We start from the raw sequence: 16,312 nt of genomic DNA on the forward strand, positions 1-16,312 counted from the left end.
TGACTCTATTCGACAGCGTAAAAGAACTTTCCATGCTATACTAATCGGGAAAATGAATAGATTGGAGGAATATGGTATGCGATATCGGAATTTGGGAACAAGCGGATTGGAAGTCTCGGTGCTGGGATTGGGAACGAATGCATTCGGTGGACGGGCAGACAAGGAAACATCGATTCGGGTGCTGCATCACGCTGTTGACAACGGGATCTCGTTTATTGATACCGCCAACATCTATACAGGCACCAAATCGGAAGAGATTATCGGCGAAGCGTTCGAAGGACGCCGCCATGAGGTGATCCTTACGACCAAAGTAGGCATCAAGCGCGGAGAAGGTCCGAACACCAGGGGTTCCTCGCGTCAGCATATTTTCAAGGAACTCGAAGAAAGTCTGCGCCGCTTGCGGACGGACTACCTGGACCTGTACCAGATCCATGTTTTTGATCCGAAGACCCCGCTTGACGAGACGCTCCGCGCTCTGGATGATCTGGTTACATCCGGAAAAGTGAGATACGTCGGGGCTTCGAATTATGCCGCGTGGCAAATGATGAAATCCCTTGCTATAAGCGAAGGTCAGCATCTGATCAAGTATATATCGGTTCAACCCGGCTATTCGCTGGCAGACCGCGGCGTGGAGCGGGAGCTTATTCCGTTCTGTGTGGATCAGGGAATCGGGGTCATTCCTTATTTTCCGCTGGCAGGTGGAATTCTGACCGGCAAATATTCGGGAGGCTCCGTTCCAGGCGGCTCGCAGCTGGACAAGAATCCCAACTTTGCAGGGCGGGTAAGCTCCGCACGGGTGCAGCTGGGCGAGCAGGTGGCCAAGATCGCGGCGGAGATCGGAACAACTGCTACGGCGCTCTCGCTGGCCTGGCTGATGCACCAGCCTGCGGTAAGCACCGTCATTGCCGGCGCGACCCGTGAATCGCAAATCGACGAGAACTTGAACGCGGTGAACCTCGATCTCTCTGCAGACGTTCTGCAAGCGCTCGATGATATAAGCAAAGACTTTATCTACTCGCCTCCGTTTTGAAGCATACCGTGCCGGAACAGAAGTGTGAATTGCGCGTGAGCCAGTGAAATTTAGTTTCCTGAATTAGGGTACCCTTGGGTGCCCTACATTTTTCTAAAGGTGCCTGCCTGAGAGGAGCCAAGTCAATGAGTAATGTCCAAATCAATGAACAATCGCTAGCCAAGGTATACGAACAAATTCCAACCAGCCGCTATTTGACTGAGAGCCATAAAGGGCCGTATTACACAGGAGATTACAAGCTGGGCCTTAACTTATACAGCTTCAGCCATAATTTGTTTTCATGGCTGCAGGGCAGCCCGGACGGCGCGCCTCCCGTCGATACAATGTCGCTGATTCGGTATGCCAAAGAGGCGGGCTTCGACTCGGTGGATATCACCTGCTACTTTATCCCCGGCTATGAGAATTTCACGCTGCCATCCAAGCCGGATGAGGAAATCTATGAATATGCCCGAACTATTAGAAGGCTATGCGATGAGCTGGGCCTTGAAATAAGCGGGACGGGAATCAAGAACGATTTTGCCGATCCCAGCGCCGGGAGACGGGCAATAGACATTGAGCGCATCAAATATTGGATGGATGTCGCGGTCGTAATGGGGGCGCCCGTGATGCGCGTGTTCAACGGTGAAATCCCTGCAGATATTCTAAGCACGGATTGGGAAGCGGTTGCAAAGGAAAGAATTGTCCCTGCTCTGATAGAGTGTGCCGAGTATGGTGCGCAGCGGGGAATCAGGATCGGTATGCAAAATCATGGAGATATCACCTCGACTGCCGATCAGGTCATCCGGATTCTGCAGTGGGCCAATCACCCCAATCTGGGTGTAGTTAATGATACGGGCTGCTACAAAACGTTCGGGGCACCCACCGGTGAAGGCTATGCCTGGTATGATGACATTGAAGCCGTTCTCCCCTACACGTATAACTTCCAGGTCAAGAAATTGCCCGGCGGACTTCATACGGAGACCGTGACGGATTTGGACGAGCTTTTTACCCGAATCCGGTTCAGCGGGTATAGAGGCCATATTCCATTGGAGACGATATGGGCGAACCCGGATGCAAGTCATCCCAAAGCGCTCTCCGGGCCTCCTTATGATCAAGTCCGCGGGTTTCTTGAACAGATCCGGGCTGCGATGAATCGTACGAAGGTGCAAAAGTGAACGTCTGAGGGAGGAAGCATAATGAACAAGCGGATTGGTTTTATCGGATTAGGCATTATGGGCAGGCCGATGTCCCTGAACCTGATCAAGGCAGGCTATCAGTTGACAGTATATGATATTAATCAGGAAGCGATAGATCAATTAGTTCTTGCCGGCGCCGCGGCGGCGGATTCTCCCCAAGAGGTTGGCGAAAACAGCGATATTATCATTACCATGGTTCCAAACTCGGGGCATGTCAGAGAAGTGGTGCTGGGGGATAAAGGGGTTATCAAGGGAGCGAAGGCAGGAGCGGTCATCATTGACATGAGCTCGATTACGCCCGTTGCTTCCCGGGAAATTGCCGGCGAGGCGGCCGGGAGCGGCCTGCATATGCTGGACGCGCCGGTGAGCGGCGGGGAACCGAAAGCGATAGATGGAACCTTGGCCATTATGGTGGGCGGCCGGGAGGATATTTTCGAGAATGTAAAAGATGTCTTGAACGTGATGGGACAAGATGTGATCCTGGTAGGCGGGAACGGTGCAGGCGCAACGGCGAAGCTGGCGAATCAAGTCATGGTGAATTTGAATATTGCCGCCATGTCCGAAGCCCTCGTGCTGGCTGCAAAAGCCGGAATTGATATCAATAAGATGTATCAGGCCATTAGAGGGGGACTTGCTGGAAGCGCTGTCCTGGATGCGAAGCTGCCGCTGATTCTGGAGAGGAACTTCGTCGCAGGCGGAAGAATCGATATTAATTTGAAGGATATCGCCAATGTGATGGAGACCGCCCATGAAATCGGTGTCCCGCTTCCCCTGACGGGTCAGCTTTTGGAGATCTTCCATGCCTTAAAGGTCGATGGCAAAGCCCATCATGATCACGGGGGCATCGTGCAATATTATGAGAGATTGGCGAACGTCACCGTAAGCGGCGCGGAGGAGCAGCAATGAGGGAGGAAGGTAACGGGTTGTCCTATTCCACCATCTACTCGCAGCTGCCGCCGGTCTGGCAGGGGGATAATCCTCGGGAGCAAATCAGGCAGGCCAATCAATCCGGCAACCGGAAGATCATTGTATTGGATGACGATCCGACAGGCGTTCAAACCGTTCATGATATTGACGTCCTGACGGAGTGGGACAAGGCTCTGCTGCGGGAGGCGTTTGATAATCCGGAGACGGTCTTCTATATCCTGACCAATACACGCGGCGTAGAAGCGATCGAAGCGGAGCGAATAAACCGCGAAATTGCCCGGCATGTGCAGGAGGTGGCGGATGAAACGGGAAAGGGTTTTGTTTTCGTCAGCAGGAGCGATTCCACCCTGCGCGGATATTACCCTTTGGAGATCGATGTTTTATCTTTGGAGATACACCGCTTAACGGGCAAAGCTTATGATGGACATCTGCTGGTTCCGGCCTTTTTCGAGGGCGGGCGCGTAACCTATCAGAATACCCATTACCTTCTGGAAGGCGACACGCTGATTCCGGTGCATCAAACCGAGTTTGCCCAAGACAAGGTCTTTGGCTATGAACATGGGGATTTGACGGAATGGGTCGCGGAAAAAACAGAGGGACGGATTCAGCCGGAGGATTGTACGGTCATCACCTTGGAACAGCTTCGCCGGGGGCCCGCCGCAGTAGAAGAGATTCTTCTCCGGGTTGAAGGAAATGTGCCGGTGATCATAAACTGCATGTCCTATGAGGATCTCGATGTTCTTTCCCTGGCGCTCTTGCAGGCAGAGAAGCAGGGGAAAAGGTTCATCTTCCGGACCGGAGCCTCTTTCGTTAAATCGTACGGGGGCATCGGGCATCTGGACTATCTGCCAAGAGAGCGGCTGACGGCGAAGGGACAGGAATCCCGCGGCGGGTTGGTTGTTGTCGGGTCCTATGTGCAGAAGACCACACGCCAGCTGGTGCAATTGCTGAGCGGCACCGATATATTCCCGTTGGAAATGGAAGTGGGGCGGATTTTGCAGCCTCCTGAACGGGCGCGGGAATTGAACCGGCTGATTTCCGAGGTGAACCAGCGGCTGGCTCAGGGGCAAAATGTCGCGGTATACAGCAGCCGCAAACTCGCAGCATCGAACAACAAGGCGGAGAATATGAAAATCAGCCAGGCGGTATCCGCGGCCCTCGTGGAGATCGTGCGCTCCCTGCAGGTCATCCCCAAATTCATCATCGCAAAAGGCGGGATTACGGCAAGCGATGTCGCGACGACAGGATTGAACATCCGCAAAGCGAGAGTGCTCGGACAAGTGTCTGCGGGCGTGCCGGTCTGGCTGACCGGTGAAGAAGCGAAATTTTCCGGGGTCCCTTATATCGTTTTCCCTGGAAATGTAGGGAATGACCGAACGCTCCTGGAAACGGTTCAGAAAATAGAAGGTCAGCTGATAGAGTAGAATTGGAGTTAACCATTAGAGCTGGACTTGGACTGCTGCGGCAGCCTGATGTCCGGCTTTATTTGTCTTTGCCCGTCATGCTTGACGGAATCAGTGCTGCAATTCGCTCTTTTTTTGCTGGAGGAACCCCACTTCGACAGGATGAGGGGCGGTGGGGATAAATGGTAAGGACAGAGCATTACGCAAACCTGTTTATTTTGATAAACTGAAGCAATAATCAGGCTTGCTTTAAGAGGAGGAATATGACGGTGCCATCATTTGCGCGTACGGATTCAATCGGAGTCATTCAAGGGAACATCAATGTTTTTCAGGCCAAACCGGAGGATACGGAGGCTGTATTGCAGCTGCTCGTCCGCACGGCCGAATGGCTGCGGAGCAAAAATTCCACGCAGTGGAGCGGCTTGCTGCAGGGCGAGGATTCCCACCGGACACCGGAGGCTATCAAGCGCGGCGAGGTTTATATTTTCATGCAGGGAGAAGTATTGGCGGGCATGGTCATGCTTATGCTGAAGGAGAGCGCCTGGGACCGGGAGCTGTGGGGGGAAGGGGGTCATGAATCCTCCGTCTATCTGCACCGCCTTAATATCAACCGGGAAGCTGCGGGTACTAATCTGGGCGAGGCTATCGTACGCTGGGCGGGCTCCGGCATTCGTTTTGCGGGCAAGGACCGTATCCGGCTGGACTGCATCGCGAATAATCCGGTGCTGAACCGGTTCTACCGGACCTGCGGCTATGAATATATAGGGCTGGCCTCCAATTCCATGGGAGAATTCAGCAAGTATGAGAAGCAGTATGACTAAGCATCTGCCGGATCACTTGAAAATGATCATGGAGAATCCCTCTTGAAAGGGTTGCGAAGGGCATCTTTACAATAAGTTCATGCAGAGTGCGATTGCATTTTACACAGGTCGCATACAATGAGGTTGAGAATTTATCGTACAAGAAGGTAATGCGCATGAGTCTGCTGCATAAGATCGGTCAGAAGCCAGTCATTGCTGCCATTCGGAATTCCGGGGATGTCGAAGCGGCCATCCGCAGCAAGGTAGACAATATTTTTTTCATGAGCGGGACGTTGGCCGACATCGGAAAAAATGTGAAGCAAGCCCGTGAAGCGGGAATCGGCACTTTTGTCCATCTCGATTTGATTCGCGGATTGTCCAGCACGGATAAGGAATCCATCGCCTTCATTGCCGAATTCATCAAGGCGGACGGAATTGTGACGCCTAAGGGACATTTGATCAAGGAAGCGAAGAAGCTCGGATTGTACGCGATCTATCATCTGTTTATCCTTGATACGACCGCCATGAACAACGCATTCAAGATGATCGAATCCGTCGAACCGGACGCTATCGAGCTTATGCCGGGTTTGCTGGAGAAGGTCATTACGAGCTTCGCAAAAACATTCGAGCAGATACCCATCATTGCCAGCGGTTTGATCCATACGAGGGAAGAGGCGGTCCGTTGTCTGCAAGCGGGCGCGACTTCACTCTCTGTCAGTCAGCAGGAGCTGTGGGGCCTGACCTTTGGAGAACTGTTTCAAGGCTGATGAATTAAATAGGTCGTTTAGAGTGATGTGTCCAAGAGAGAAAACTCTGAACAATAGGCGAGCGCCCTGTGCGTGCTACGCTTATTGTCCTGTTTTCTCTTTTTTTGTTGTCCCGGGAAGGTAGCTGAGAAATCGGATTTATTTGAAAAACAGGAGGTTGAACAGATGGCCAGACGCTTGCTGCGGAGGTTGAAAAGGCATTATGTTCTTTATCTGTTTGTGGCACCATCGCTTATCTATTTGGCTTTGTTCGAATATTTGCCGCTGTACGGGATACAAATTGCTTTTAAAGATTATTCGCCTTACTCCGGAATCTGGGGGAGCCCGTGGGCGGGGTTGAAGCATTTCAAATCCTTTTTCGACTCTTATTATTTCTGGCAGATTCTTGAGAATACGATCAGTATCAGCCTCTTCTCCATAGCAGCCGGCTTTGTTTTTCCGATTGCGCTGGCTCTGCTGCTGAATTATACAACCTTGAAGTTTCTGCGGAAATTCGCCCAGACCGTAACCTATCTGCCCCATTTTATTTCTACCGTGGTCATGGTGGGCATCATCCTGCTGCTGCTTCTGCCGGATACAGGCGTAATCAACCGAATTATGGAGCTGTTCGGCGGGAGTTCCATCCCCTTCATGGGGGACCCCCAGTATTTCAAAGGCATCTATGTGTGGTCAGGCGTCTGGCAGAACATGGGCTGGAATTCAATTATCTATTTGGCAGCCTTGACGGGGATCAGCCCGGAGCTGCACGAAGCGGCCATCGTCGACGGAGCCTCTAAGCCGCAGCGGATCTGGAATGTCGATCTTCCGGGCATCGCCGGCACGATTACGATTCTGCTCATCCTCAATATCGGACAAGTATTGAACGTCGGCTTCGAGAAAATCTATCTGATGCAAAACAGCGTCAATCAGGAGGTATCGGAAGTCGTCTCCACTTATGTGTATAAACGGGGGCTTCTTGATGCGAGCTACGACTTCTCCACGGCTGTGGGCTTGTTCAATAATGTCATCAATTTCGTCATTCTCATTACGGTCAACCGCATTGTCAAAAAAGTGAACGGCATGAGCCTGTGGTAACAGGTGATGCGTTGCCCGCAAGCGGCAATCGCCATGTGCAGAGGGAGGCAGCATGAATATACGTGAATTGTCCAAAGGGGACCGCTGGTTTGATCTTGCCGTCAACCTGCTGCTGCTTTGTATCGTCGCAGCTGTGTTCTATCCGCTTTATTTCGTCCTGATCGCTTCGGTCAGCGAGCCTGATGCCGTGAACAGCGGCCTTGTTCTGTGGCACCCGGCCGGATTTACGCTGGAAGGCTATGAGCAGATTCTCGGGAACGATCGAATTTGGAGGGGCTATCTGAATTCCATGATCTACATGATCGGAGGTTCCTCTCTGGCGGTCTGCACGACGGCGTTGGCCGGTTATGCGTTGTCCCACCGGCATATGGCCGGGCGCTTCGTCATTATCCGAATTATGGTCTTCACGATGTATTTCAACGGAGGGCTGATTCCGCTGTACTTGATTGTCAAGCAGGTGGGACTTGTCAACAATCCGCTGGTTGTGGTCATATTGGGGTCCGTGAGCGTCTACAATATTATCCTTGTCCGTTCCTTTTACGAGTCCAATATTCCGCATGAGCTCAGCGAAGCGGCTTATATAGACGGCTGCGGCGATGGCCGCTTTTATTTCCAGGTGGCTCTGCCCCTCTCCAAGCCGATACTGGCGGTCATGGCTATTTTCTACGGTGTCACCTATTGGAATTCCTATATGTATCCGCTGATCTTCCTGAACAATGCCGACGATTATCCGCTGCAAATCGTGCTTAAGGATATTCTCATTGCGAGCCAGTCGATGGCATCGTCATCCGATATTCTCAGTCTCGATCCGCAGGAGCAGCTGAGGCTGGAAAGATCGGCACAGCTGGTCAAATACGGAGTCATTCTGGTATCGTCGCTGCCCGTCATCCTGCTCTACCCTTTCGCGCAGAAATTTTTCGTCAAAGGTGTCATGATCGGTTCGATCAAAGGCTAGCGGCTGCGGCGGCTTGAAAGGGAGGTGATGCGTTTCGTCAGCTGTAAACTGTAATATTTATGCAATAATGTGATATTTATCAATGATTTTATTGGACAAACACTCAAAAGGGAGATGGCTGTGTATGTTGCGAAAAATGACCGGTGTTCTCGTTGTCGCAGTTTTGCTATCAATTAGTGTTCTGGGATGCTCCAAAAACGGAGATGCTTCCGACGCTTCCCCGCAGGCGGCTGCCCAGGCGGCGGATAATGTCAACAAAACAGGGATGCCCATCGTCAACGAGCCGGTAACGTTCAAGATTGCGGTCAAGAAGGACCCCAACAGTCCCGTGTCCTGGTCGGAGAAAAAGGAAGTCAACAAGTATCTGGAGGAAGCCAATATCCATATTGACTGGATGGAGATTCCGGCATCGGGATGGGACGAGAAGATTAACCTGCTCTTCGCATCGGGCGATCTGCCTGACGCCATATGGGGCGATATCAAGGACGACACCGTGCTCAAGAACACGGCATCCCTCCTGCCGCTTAACGATCTGATTGACCAATGGGCGCCTTCGCTCAAGGGCTTCATGGATAAGCGCCAGGATGTCAAGAAGGCGATAACGGCTCCCGACGGCAACATTTACGGCTTCTTCTATATGTCGGAATATATTGATGACCTGAACAGGGATAAATTAATGGTCAACCAAAAATGGCTGGATAAAGCCGGCCTGCAGGTTCCCGACACGACGGATGAATTCTATACGATGCTCAAAGCGTTCAAGAGCGATATGAACGGCAACGGGCAAGCGGATGAAATCCCTCTTTCCTTCTCCATGGACGATCCGGATACAAGCATGTACTCGCTGTTCGGGTCCTTCGGTGTGCTGGACAATACCAATCATGTGATGGTGAAGGACGGCAAGGTCCTCTTCTCGCCAGCTGAGCCCGGATACTATGATGCGCTCCAATATTTCCACAAGCTGTACGCCGATGGTCTGATCGACAAGTCCGCATTCTCACAGACGGCGGATGATTACCGGGCGAAGGGTAAAACCGCGGCTCCGACGCTTGGCACGATCATCGATGCGACGAGCGACGAAGTGGTTGCGCCCGATGTGGCGCCGGATTATGTTGGCATCAAGCCGCTGGCGGGCCAGGACGGGGCCAGACTGTGGAACGTATCTGACAAAGTGCCGGTCGGATTGAAAAAGAACATGCTGGTGCTGACGAAGGAAGCCAAAAACCCTGAGGTGCTGGCCAGATTTGTAGACTATATCAATTCCAGCGAACGCAATGTGCTGAGATTTACGTATGGCGAAGAGAATACGACGTGGAAATACGACGGCGATGTTATTAAGAAGGTACAGGACAATGTGCCGGATGGTATGACCTATTCCGTCTTCACCAAGACGTTTACGGACGTCGGCCCGTTCATCAAGGACTACAACATAAACAGCAGACTCGACAATACGGATTCCGGCAAACGCCGCGATGCCATGATCCGCGCCAATATGCCGTATTTTCCGAAGGAATTCGTCACGACGACGGCTTATGAGGATCCGGACAAGCTCACCGAGCGTTCAGCCCTGTATACGGATATCGATAAATACGTCCGTTCCTTTATGTCGAAGGCGATCATGGAAGGAATAGACGACAAAGGATGGCAGGATCACCTGGACAACCTGAAGAAGCTGAAGACGGACCGCTATGTCGAGCTGATGCAGGACTATTACAACAATAACAAGCTTGAAGACGGCATCAACATGGAGAAGAAATGATGAAGCAGGGACCTAATATTCTGATTGTCGTACCGGATACGCTGGCGCGGATGCCGCTTGCGGTATACGGGGGGCCGAACCCGGCCCGAACGCCGAACATGGACCGGATGATTGAGAGCGGCACGGCTTTCTCCCGCTGCTACTGCGCTACACCTCAGTGTACGCCTTCCAAGGCATCGCTGTTGACCGGATTGTATCCGCATAAGGCGAAGATGATGGCGAACGTCAATTTGCCCGGCGGGCGGCCTTTCGATACCGACATTCTCACCATGGGACGCTATTTTCAGGAACGGGGTTACTATACCGGATTATTCGGAAACTGCCATCAGGGGGTGCCGGCTGAATGCGGGGACGCCTATGGCTTCGATGTGCTGATGAATGAGTACGCCATTGGCCGGGACGATACGGAAGTGACACGCCGCTCGATGGAATTCATGGAGAATAGCGCAGGCAAACCATGGCTTGCCATACTGTTCTACCATACGGCGCATGATATTTCCCATATCCGCAAGCTTGGAACAGAGGAGCTCGGGGAGCTCTCCGCCGAGTCGCTGCATATCAAGCTTCCGGACAATTGGAGAGATAGCCTCGCTGACAAGCCCGGCCCCCAGCGGGCCATGCGCGAGGACTACAGCCGGCGGATGGCAGTTCCATTCGGCGACGCGGAATGGCGCAGCTACATTGAGTTTTACAACCGCAAGGTCGCGATAATGGATGCTGAGCTTGGACAGGTGCTGGACAAGCTGGACGGTCTCGGTATGCGGGAGGATACGCTGTTTGTTCTGACGGGCGACCACGGCGACATGTGCGGTTCGCATGGCTTGAGCTTCAAGGGGCCGGTCATGTATGACGAGATTACCCGGGTGCCGCTCGTGATCGGATGGCAGGGCGTTGTGCCCGCAGGCGAAAAACGGGATCAGCTTTGCCACAACACGGACATCTTCCCGACGTTATGCGAGCTTGCGGGCTTCCCTCCTCCGGATGATATCGATGGGCGCTCTCTGAAGACTTGCTTGGAGCTCGCCGATGCCACCGTCCATAAGCGGGTCGTGCTGGAATACTATGTCAGCGGCAAGCTGCAGGAGCCATGCCCGATCCGCGCGCTTGTGGATGAACGGTACAAGTATGTACGGTATCTGGAGGGCGGAGAGGAGCTGTACGATATGCAGGAGGATCCCGGCGAGCTGGATAATTTGGCGCCGCGGTCTGAGCTTGCCGGAGTCATGGGAGACATGAGGCGGGCACTGGCGGACTTTATTGTGGAAACGGATGACCGGCTGTTCATGGAGCCTGGGGAGAATGAGACCCGATCGTTTAATATAGGATAAAGGCAATAGGCCTGGAGGTTAAAGGTATGGATGGTTTTTCATTGCGCAGCCTGGACGCTTTCTTTTTCGACCTGGACGGCTGCGTCTATTACGGGGACTATCCCGCGCCCGGATCACGGGAACTGCTTCGCAGACTGCGCTCGGAGCAGAAAAGGGTGCTGTTCCTGACGAACAACTCCACGCATAACCGGCATGAGCTTGCCAGAAAGCTGATGCTCATGGGTATCGAGGCTTCTGCAGACGAGATTTTTACCGCTACTGACTGCGCAGGTCCCTATATCAGGCAATTGTACGGCAAGGTTCGCGTCAAGACGGCGGGGTCGGACAGCCTGAGGGACGCTCTGCGGGAGGCTGGCCACACCCTGCTCGATATGGAGACAGCGGAGACCGCCGATGTCATCGTGCTGGGCAGAGATACAGGCTTTACCTATGATAAGCTGCAACGATTGGCTGAGGAAGCGGAACGGGGAGCGAGACTGATCGGGACCAACACGGATCCGTATCATCTGGGAGCGAGGGGGCAGCGGGTACCGGAGACCGGAGCGCTCGCCGCGTCGCTGGAATCCATACTCGGGCGGAGACTGGAATATTACGGGAAGCCCAACCCGTTCATGTTTGAATATGCGATGAAGCAATATATGCTGCAGCCTGCAGCATGCGTCATGGTAGGCGACAATCCGCTCACCGATATGGCGGGCGGAATGCTGTCGGGCATGCGCACGGTATGGGTTCGGGGAGGGAGCAGCTTCTTCTCCCAGGAGTCCGCCACGGCAGCAGCCCCCGATGCGGCCGTTCACGATCTGCAAGAGCTGCTTGAGGTTTATGTGGAAGGATGATGACATTGCCGCTATTTTATCATGACCCGTCGCCAGCAGTTTATGAAGCGCGCATCTATGTACGGGGGCTGGAGCGGGAGGTCTCGCTGCTGCATATGGCCGATTCTCATCTCTCCGAGCTTGGCGAGGCGGACCGGGAACGAGTGGAGGCGGTCATGCCCATGGAGGAATACGGCCGCAAGGCATACCGGAGGTTGTCTGTCGAACGGTTCCGGGAGACGCTCAATACCGCCCTTGAACTGCGGGTAGACGCCCTCATGCTGACCGGGGATATTGCCAGCTTTCCCTCCGCGGCCAATCTTGAATTAATAGCTGAAGAGCTCGGCCGCTGCGGGCTTCCCTACCAGTTCGTCTACGGCAATCACGACTGGCATTTCAAAGGCCTTGATAAATGGAACAATGAAGCAAGGAGCGCTGCTTTCCCTCTATTCAAGGGCTTAACCAAAGGCAGTCCGGATTTCCAGACGATACGTATTGGCGGTATCCGGTGCATCTCCATCGACAACAGCACCTATCAGGTAAGCGGGCAACAGCTTCATAGGCTCAGGGAGGAATTGGCAGCGGGCGAGCCCTGTCTTCTGTTCATGCATATTCCGCTGTGGCTGCCGGAGCTGGGACGTGATGTGCTGCGGCGATGGCGGGCGCCCATTCTGGTCGGTGCCCCGAACTCGGCGGAGGAGACGAGCTGCAGGAAGGCTGTTCCGCCTCCTGAGCCTTCGACGCGGGAGTTCTATGAGCTGGTTACTGCGGGCGAAGCCGGCCAGCTTGCAGGCATTTTCTGCGGTCATGTCCACTTTGCCCACAAAGAGGCCTTTCGCGAAGGCCGGTACCAGTATGTATGCCACCCGGGCTACGATCTCGGGTACCGCATTATTCGGCTGCTGCCGTGGGACGGCAGTTTGCCGCGCTAAATGCGATAAATACTTGATGAAGATAAGGAGCAACGGCTGCCCGGCAGATCTTAATCGATCTGATGGGCAGTTTTTTTTGACCTTATAGAATTTATAGTTTCACCCCTGTAAATGCAGGAGATATGACCCTTTATGTTGAAAATCTAAACGTAGATAGAAGAACTGAGTTTTATTACTCGAGAATATGGCAGGTAAAGAACATGACGATAATAAAGGATTTTGTGCTGCAGCTGACGCTTATAGCACTGCCTATGTTTATTTACCATACATTTGTCAACGACAGACTAAAGAATGATAAAACTCAGAGATTGGTATTGTCAGCTTTATGGGGACTCTCGCTTATATTTTGCATGTCCTTTCCCGCGATTGCTGCAAATTTCCGATTGGACATAAGGATTATTCCTCTGCTGATGGGGACGTTATACGGTGGATTTGGAACAGGCGTAATCCTGGCAGCTCTTGTCATCCTATATCGGCTTTATATTGGATTTGACACCGGGTTTTATACGACAGTTCTTGCCTTGCTTACCGCTATGCCGGTTATATTATATTTCCAAAAGCCCTTTGAAAAAGCAAAAAAAGCCAAGAAGGTCAAAATTGCCATCTTTCTTTCTCTTTTCTATACGCTTGTTGGCATTACCTGGTTTTGTACGCTTAGAAATGTTTCGTGGGAAAGCCTTGGCGTACAGGCTGTTCACCTTGTATTTATATTGCTGGTGATCTGGTTCTTCACCACATTAAACGAAAATATGAAAGAGATTCATCAGCTCCGATTAGAGGTGCAAAACGCGGGGAAGCTGCAGGTCATCAGTGATTTAACCAGTGTTTTCGCACATGAAATAAGGAACCCCATGCAGGTTACCCGCGGTTTTCTTCAGCTTCTGAACGAGCCTGATCTAACGGATCAAAAGAAGAAATATATCCGGTTATCCATTGAAGAATTGGACCGTGCGAACGAAATTATCAATGATCTGCTGTTATTCGGAAAACCCTCAACAAACTGCACGGAAAGAGTAAATGTGGGAAATCTGCTGCAGCGTATCCTGAATATTCTCGACAGCTACACGACATCTCAAAATGTTGCGGTCACTATAGATATCAATGATGATTGCTGGACGAATGCGGTTCCCCAAAAATTGAATCAATGCTTGGTCAACATCTTGAAAAATGCCATTGAGTCCATGCCCAATGGGGGAACGGTCTGGGCAAGCTGCGCCCCAACGGGCGATGGACAGATACAAATCAGCATTAAAGACCAAGGGATCGGTATGACAAAAGAAGAGATTGACAGGCTTGGTTCACCCTTTTATTCCCTGAAAAAAAGCGGAACAGGATTAGGCATGATGATCAGTTTTCAAATAATCCGGTCCTTTCACGGCAAAGTTCGGGTAACCAGCGAGAAAAACATTGGGACAGAGATTATTATTCTTCTGCCGAAAGCAGGCTGAGACGAAGTGCAGGTGCATGAATGGACCATTGACTCTCGGCCGTCACTTAAAGCCTGATTGTTACAAAGCAGACTTCTCCGGAAGCAATACCGCAAATTCAGCGCCGCCTCCGACGGCGTTCTTGACTTCAATCCCCCCTCCGTGGGCAATCACGATTTGCCGGGTGATTGCAAGACCAAGTCCCGCTCCTGATGAGTTCCGTTCTCTCGTGCCGGCGCGATAGAAACGGTCGAACAAATACGGGATCGCTTCTGGCGGAATGCCGGGCCCTGTATCCCTGACGAAGATGGACACGAATCCAGGAGTTCCCGCAGGAGAAACTATAATGGAAATAAGACCGCCTGGCGGCGTGTGATGAAGCGCATTTGCCACCAGGTTAAGGAACACCTGCTTGATCCGTCTCGCGTCAAGATCGGCCCAGACCGCTTGATTATAATCCGGTCCGTGAAGCTGAACACCATGCGCCTCAGCTTCCGGTTGGACAAGTTCCGCCAAGCCGGACAAGAGAGCTGCGAGATCGGTCTTTTCTTTACTGAGCTTCAGCTCGCCTGCTTCTGCTGACGTTAGAAGCTGAAGGTCGTCGACCAATTGAATCAGACGGAGCATTTCATCATGAAGCGGCAGCAGCGTCTCGGGCCTCACCTCGGAAGAAGAGTGCTGAATAAGTTCAAGCTTGTTCAGAACGATGGATAGAGGGGTTCTTAGTTCATGAGCGACGTCCTCAACCAATTGTTTACGGCTCTTCTCCGCATCGCGCAACTTATGCGTCATCGTGTTGAACGCATGACTTACCTGTCCGTACTCGTCAACCCTGTTAACAGGTACTTCCGTATCCAATTCCCCCTCGGCCACTTTTTCCATGACCCTGATCAGTCTTCTGAGCGGCTTTACGAGCATACCCGAGAACCAGTAACACATGACGGCGGCAATTCCTGCCACATAAAGCGTGACGGTCAGAGCTTTATTCTCCATCCGCTCCAGAATATAAAGTCTTATCCCTTCCAGCTGTTCCGGACGGACATCGCTTCCGCCCTCTTCCGTGAAATACCGTGCAAACAAACTCCCCAAATAACCCTGCGTCGTCCCGATAAACGCCGCACTTACCAAACAGACAAGCACTGCCATAACGGAGAAAATTTTGCCCCTTACTGTCATGGCTGTTCACCGAACCGGTAACCGAATCCATAAACGGTCTGAATGTATTGCGGGCTGCCGGGATCAGGCTCCAGCTTTTTTCGGAGCTTGCTGATGTGAGAATCCAGCGTTCGTTCATAATTCATCAAGTCCTCGTCCATTGCCGCCTTCATCAGCTGCAGACGGCTAAAGACGATTCCCGGCCGCGCAGCCAGGGTTAGAAGCAGCTTAAACTCGGTTGGCGTAAGCGGCAGGGGCTGCCCGTTTCTTGCCGCCTGACATTTGGCTTGGTCAATGGACAGGTCTCCCCGCTGCAGAACGGGGGTCTCATCCTGCCTTTGTCCGGTCCGCCGCAATACGGCGCGTATGCGGGAGGCAAGCTCCCGTAAACTGAACGGCTTGGTGAGGTAGTCGTCAGCCCCGAGCTCAAGCCCAACGATCTTATCGGTTTCTTCGGATTTGGCTGTGACCATAATAATGCCGCAGGAGATGGATTGTCTGAGCTCCCGGCACACGTCGATGCCGCTCATGCCCGGCAGCATCCAGTCAAGCAATACGATCCCCGGACGCTTCTTCCTTGCGATATCCAGCGCATCCCGCCCATTCGCCGCCGTTAGGACAAGGAATCCCTCCTGCTCCATAAACAGCTTCATGGTTTCAAGCATGGCAGATTCATCTTCCACGATAAGAAGGGTTGTTTCCATGATGCGGTCATCTCCCACTTTTTTAAATAGTATATCACCCTTTTTTTGAACAAAAGGGAAC

General features: G+C 52.4%; 15 protein-coding genes. 13 read left to right on the forward strand and 2 right to left on the reverse strand.

Annotated elements, in window-relative coordinates; translation table 11 throughout:
- Positions 1-76: 76 nt before the first annotated feature.
- The 13 genes from AC0YOA_RS18775 to AC0YOA_RS18835 all read left to right on the forward strand — a co-directional run bounded on the left by AC0YOA_RS18775 (position 77) and on the right by AC0YOA_RS18835 (position 14,413).
- Positions 77-1,030: an aldo/keto reductase gene (locus tag AC0YOA_RS18775; protein ID WP_475787862.1), complete on the forward strand. Its 954-nt coding sequence runs from the start codon at positions 77-79 to the stop codon at positions 1,028-1,030.
- Between the two features lie 125 nt (positions 1,031-1,155).
- Entirely contained in the window at positions 1,156-2,184 is a 1,029-nt protein-coding gene (locus AC0YOA_RS18780) for a sugar phosphate isomerase/epimerase family protein (protein ID WP_475787863.1), read from the forward strand.
- Between the two features lie 21 nt (positions 2,185-2,205).
- Positions 2,206-3,111: a 2-hydroxy-3-oxopropionate reductase gene (garR, locus tag AC0YOA_RS18785; protein WP_475787864.1), complete on the forward strand. Its 906-nt coding sequence runs from the start codon at positions 2,206-2,208 to the stop codon at positions 3,109-3,111.
- Positions 3,108-4,556, forward strand: a complete 1,449-nt coding sequence (locus AC0YOA_RS18790; RefSeq protein WP_475787865.1) for a four-carbon acid sugar kinase family protein — start codon at positions 3,108-3,110, stop codon at positions 4,554-4,556. Before garR ends, AC0YOA_RS18790 begins: the two co-directional genes overlap by 4 nt.
- A gap of 248 nt (positions 4,557-4,804) precedes the next feature.
- Positions 4,805-5,356 (forward strand): GNAT family N-acetyltransferase, encoded by a 552-nt coding sequence (locus AC0YOA_RS18795; protein WP_475787866.1) that lies wholly within the window; start codon positions 4,805-4,807, stop codon positions 5,354-5,356.
- 155 nt (positions 5,357-5,511) lie between these two features.
- Positions 5,512-6,102, forward strand: coding sequence for a glycerol-3-phosphate responsive antiterminator (locus tag AC0YOA_RS18800; RefSeq protein ID WP_475787867.1), 591 nt, complete (start codon positions 5,512-5,514; stop codon positions 6,100-6,102).
- Positions 6,103-6,267: 165 nt separating this feature from the next.
- Entirely contained in the window at positions 6,268-7,176 is a 909-nt protein-coding gene (locus AC0YOA_RS18805) for an ABC transporter permease (RefSeq protein ID WP_475787868.1), read from the forward strand.
- A gap of 52 nt (positions 7,177-7,228) precedes the next feature.
- Positions 7,229-8,131 carry a carbohydrate ABC transporter permease gene (locus tag AC0YOA_RS18810; RefSeq protein ID WP_475787869.1) on the forward strand — a complete coding sequence of 301 codons (903 nt, stop codon included), beginning with the start codon at positions 7,229-7,231 and terminating at the stop codon, positions 8,129-8,131.
- 124 nt (positions 8,132-8,255) lie between these two features.
- Positions 8,256-9,890, forward strand: a complete 1,635-nt coding sequence (locus AC0YOA_RS18815) for a type 2 periplasmic-binding domain-containing protein (protein WP_475787870.1) — start codon at positions 8,256-8,258, stop codon at positions 9,888-9,890.
- Complete coding sequence (locus AC0YOA_RS18820; RefSeq protein WP_475787871.1) at positions 9,887-11,218, forward strand: sulfatase family protein; 1,332 nt, start codon at positions 9,887-9,889, stop codon at positions 11,216-11,218. The genes AC0YOA_RS18815 and AC0YOA_RS18820 overlap by 4 nt, the downstream gene beginning before the upstream one ends.
- Positions 11,219-11,244: 26 nt before the next feature.
- A complete protein-coding gene (locus tag AC0YOA_RS18825) occupies positions 11,245-12,054 on the forward strand; it encodes an HAD-IIA family hydrolase (RefSeq protein WP_475787872.1) in 810 nt (269 codons plus the stop codon).
- 5 nt (positions 12,055-12,059) lie between these two features.
- Positions 12,060-12,965 (forward strand): metallophosphoesterase family protein, encoded by a 906-nt coding sequence (locus AC0YOA_RS18830; protein ID WP_475787873.1) that lies wholly within the window; start codon positions 12,060-12,062, stop codon positions 12,963-12,965.
- Positions 12,966-13,087: 122 nt separating this feature from the next.
- Positions 13,088-14,413, forward strand: coding sequence for an ATP-binding protein (locus AC0YOA_RS18835; protein ID WP_475787874.1), 1,326 nt, complete (start codon positions 13,088-13,090; stop codon positions 14,411-14,413).
- A 60-nt stretch (positions 14,414-14,473) separates the two neighbouring features.
- Here the strand turns inward: AC0YOA_RS18835 and AC0YOA_RS18840 are convergent, their stop codons facing one another.
- Both AC0YOA_RS18840 and AC0YOA_RS18845 read right to left on the reverse strand, forming a co-directional pair.
- Positions 14,474-15,568, reverse strand: coding sequence for a sensor histidine kinase (locus tag AC0YOA_RS18840; RefSeq protein WP_475787875.1), 1,095 nt, complete (start codon positions 15,566-15,568; stop codon positions 14,474-14,476).
- Positions 15,565-16,251, reverse strand: a complete 687-nt coding sequence (locus AC0YOA_RS18845) for a response regulator (protein WP_475787876.1) — start codon at positions 16,249-16,251, stop codon at positions 15,565-15,567. Before AC0YOA_RS18845 ends, AC0YOA_RS18840 begins: the two co-directional genes overlap by 4 nt.
- Positions 16,252-16,312 lie beyond the last annotated feature (61 nt).

This window comes from Paenibacillus sp. JT22N12 (assembly GCF_056269365.1).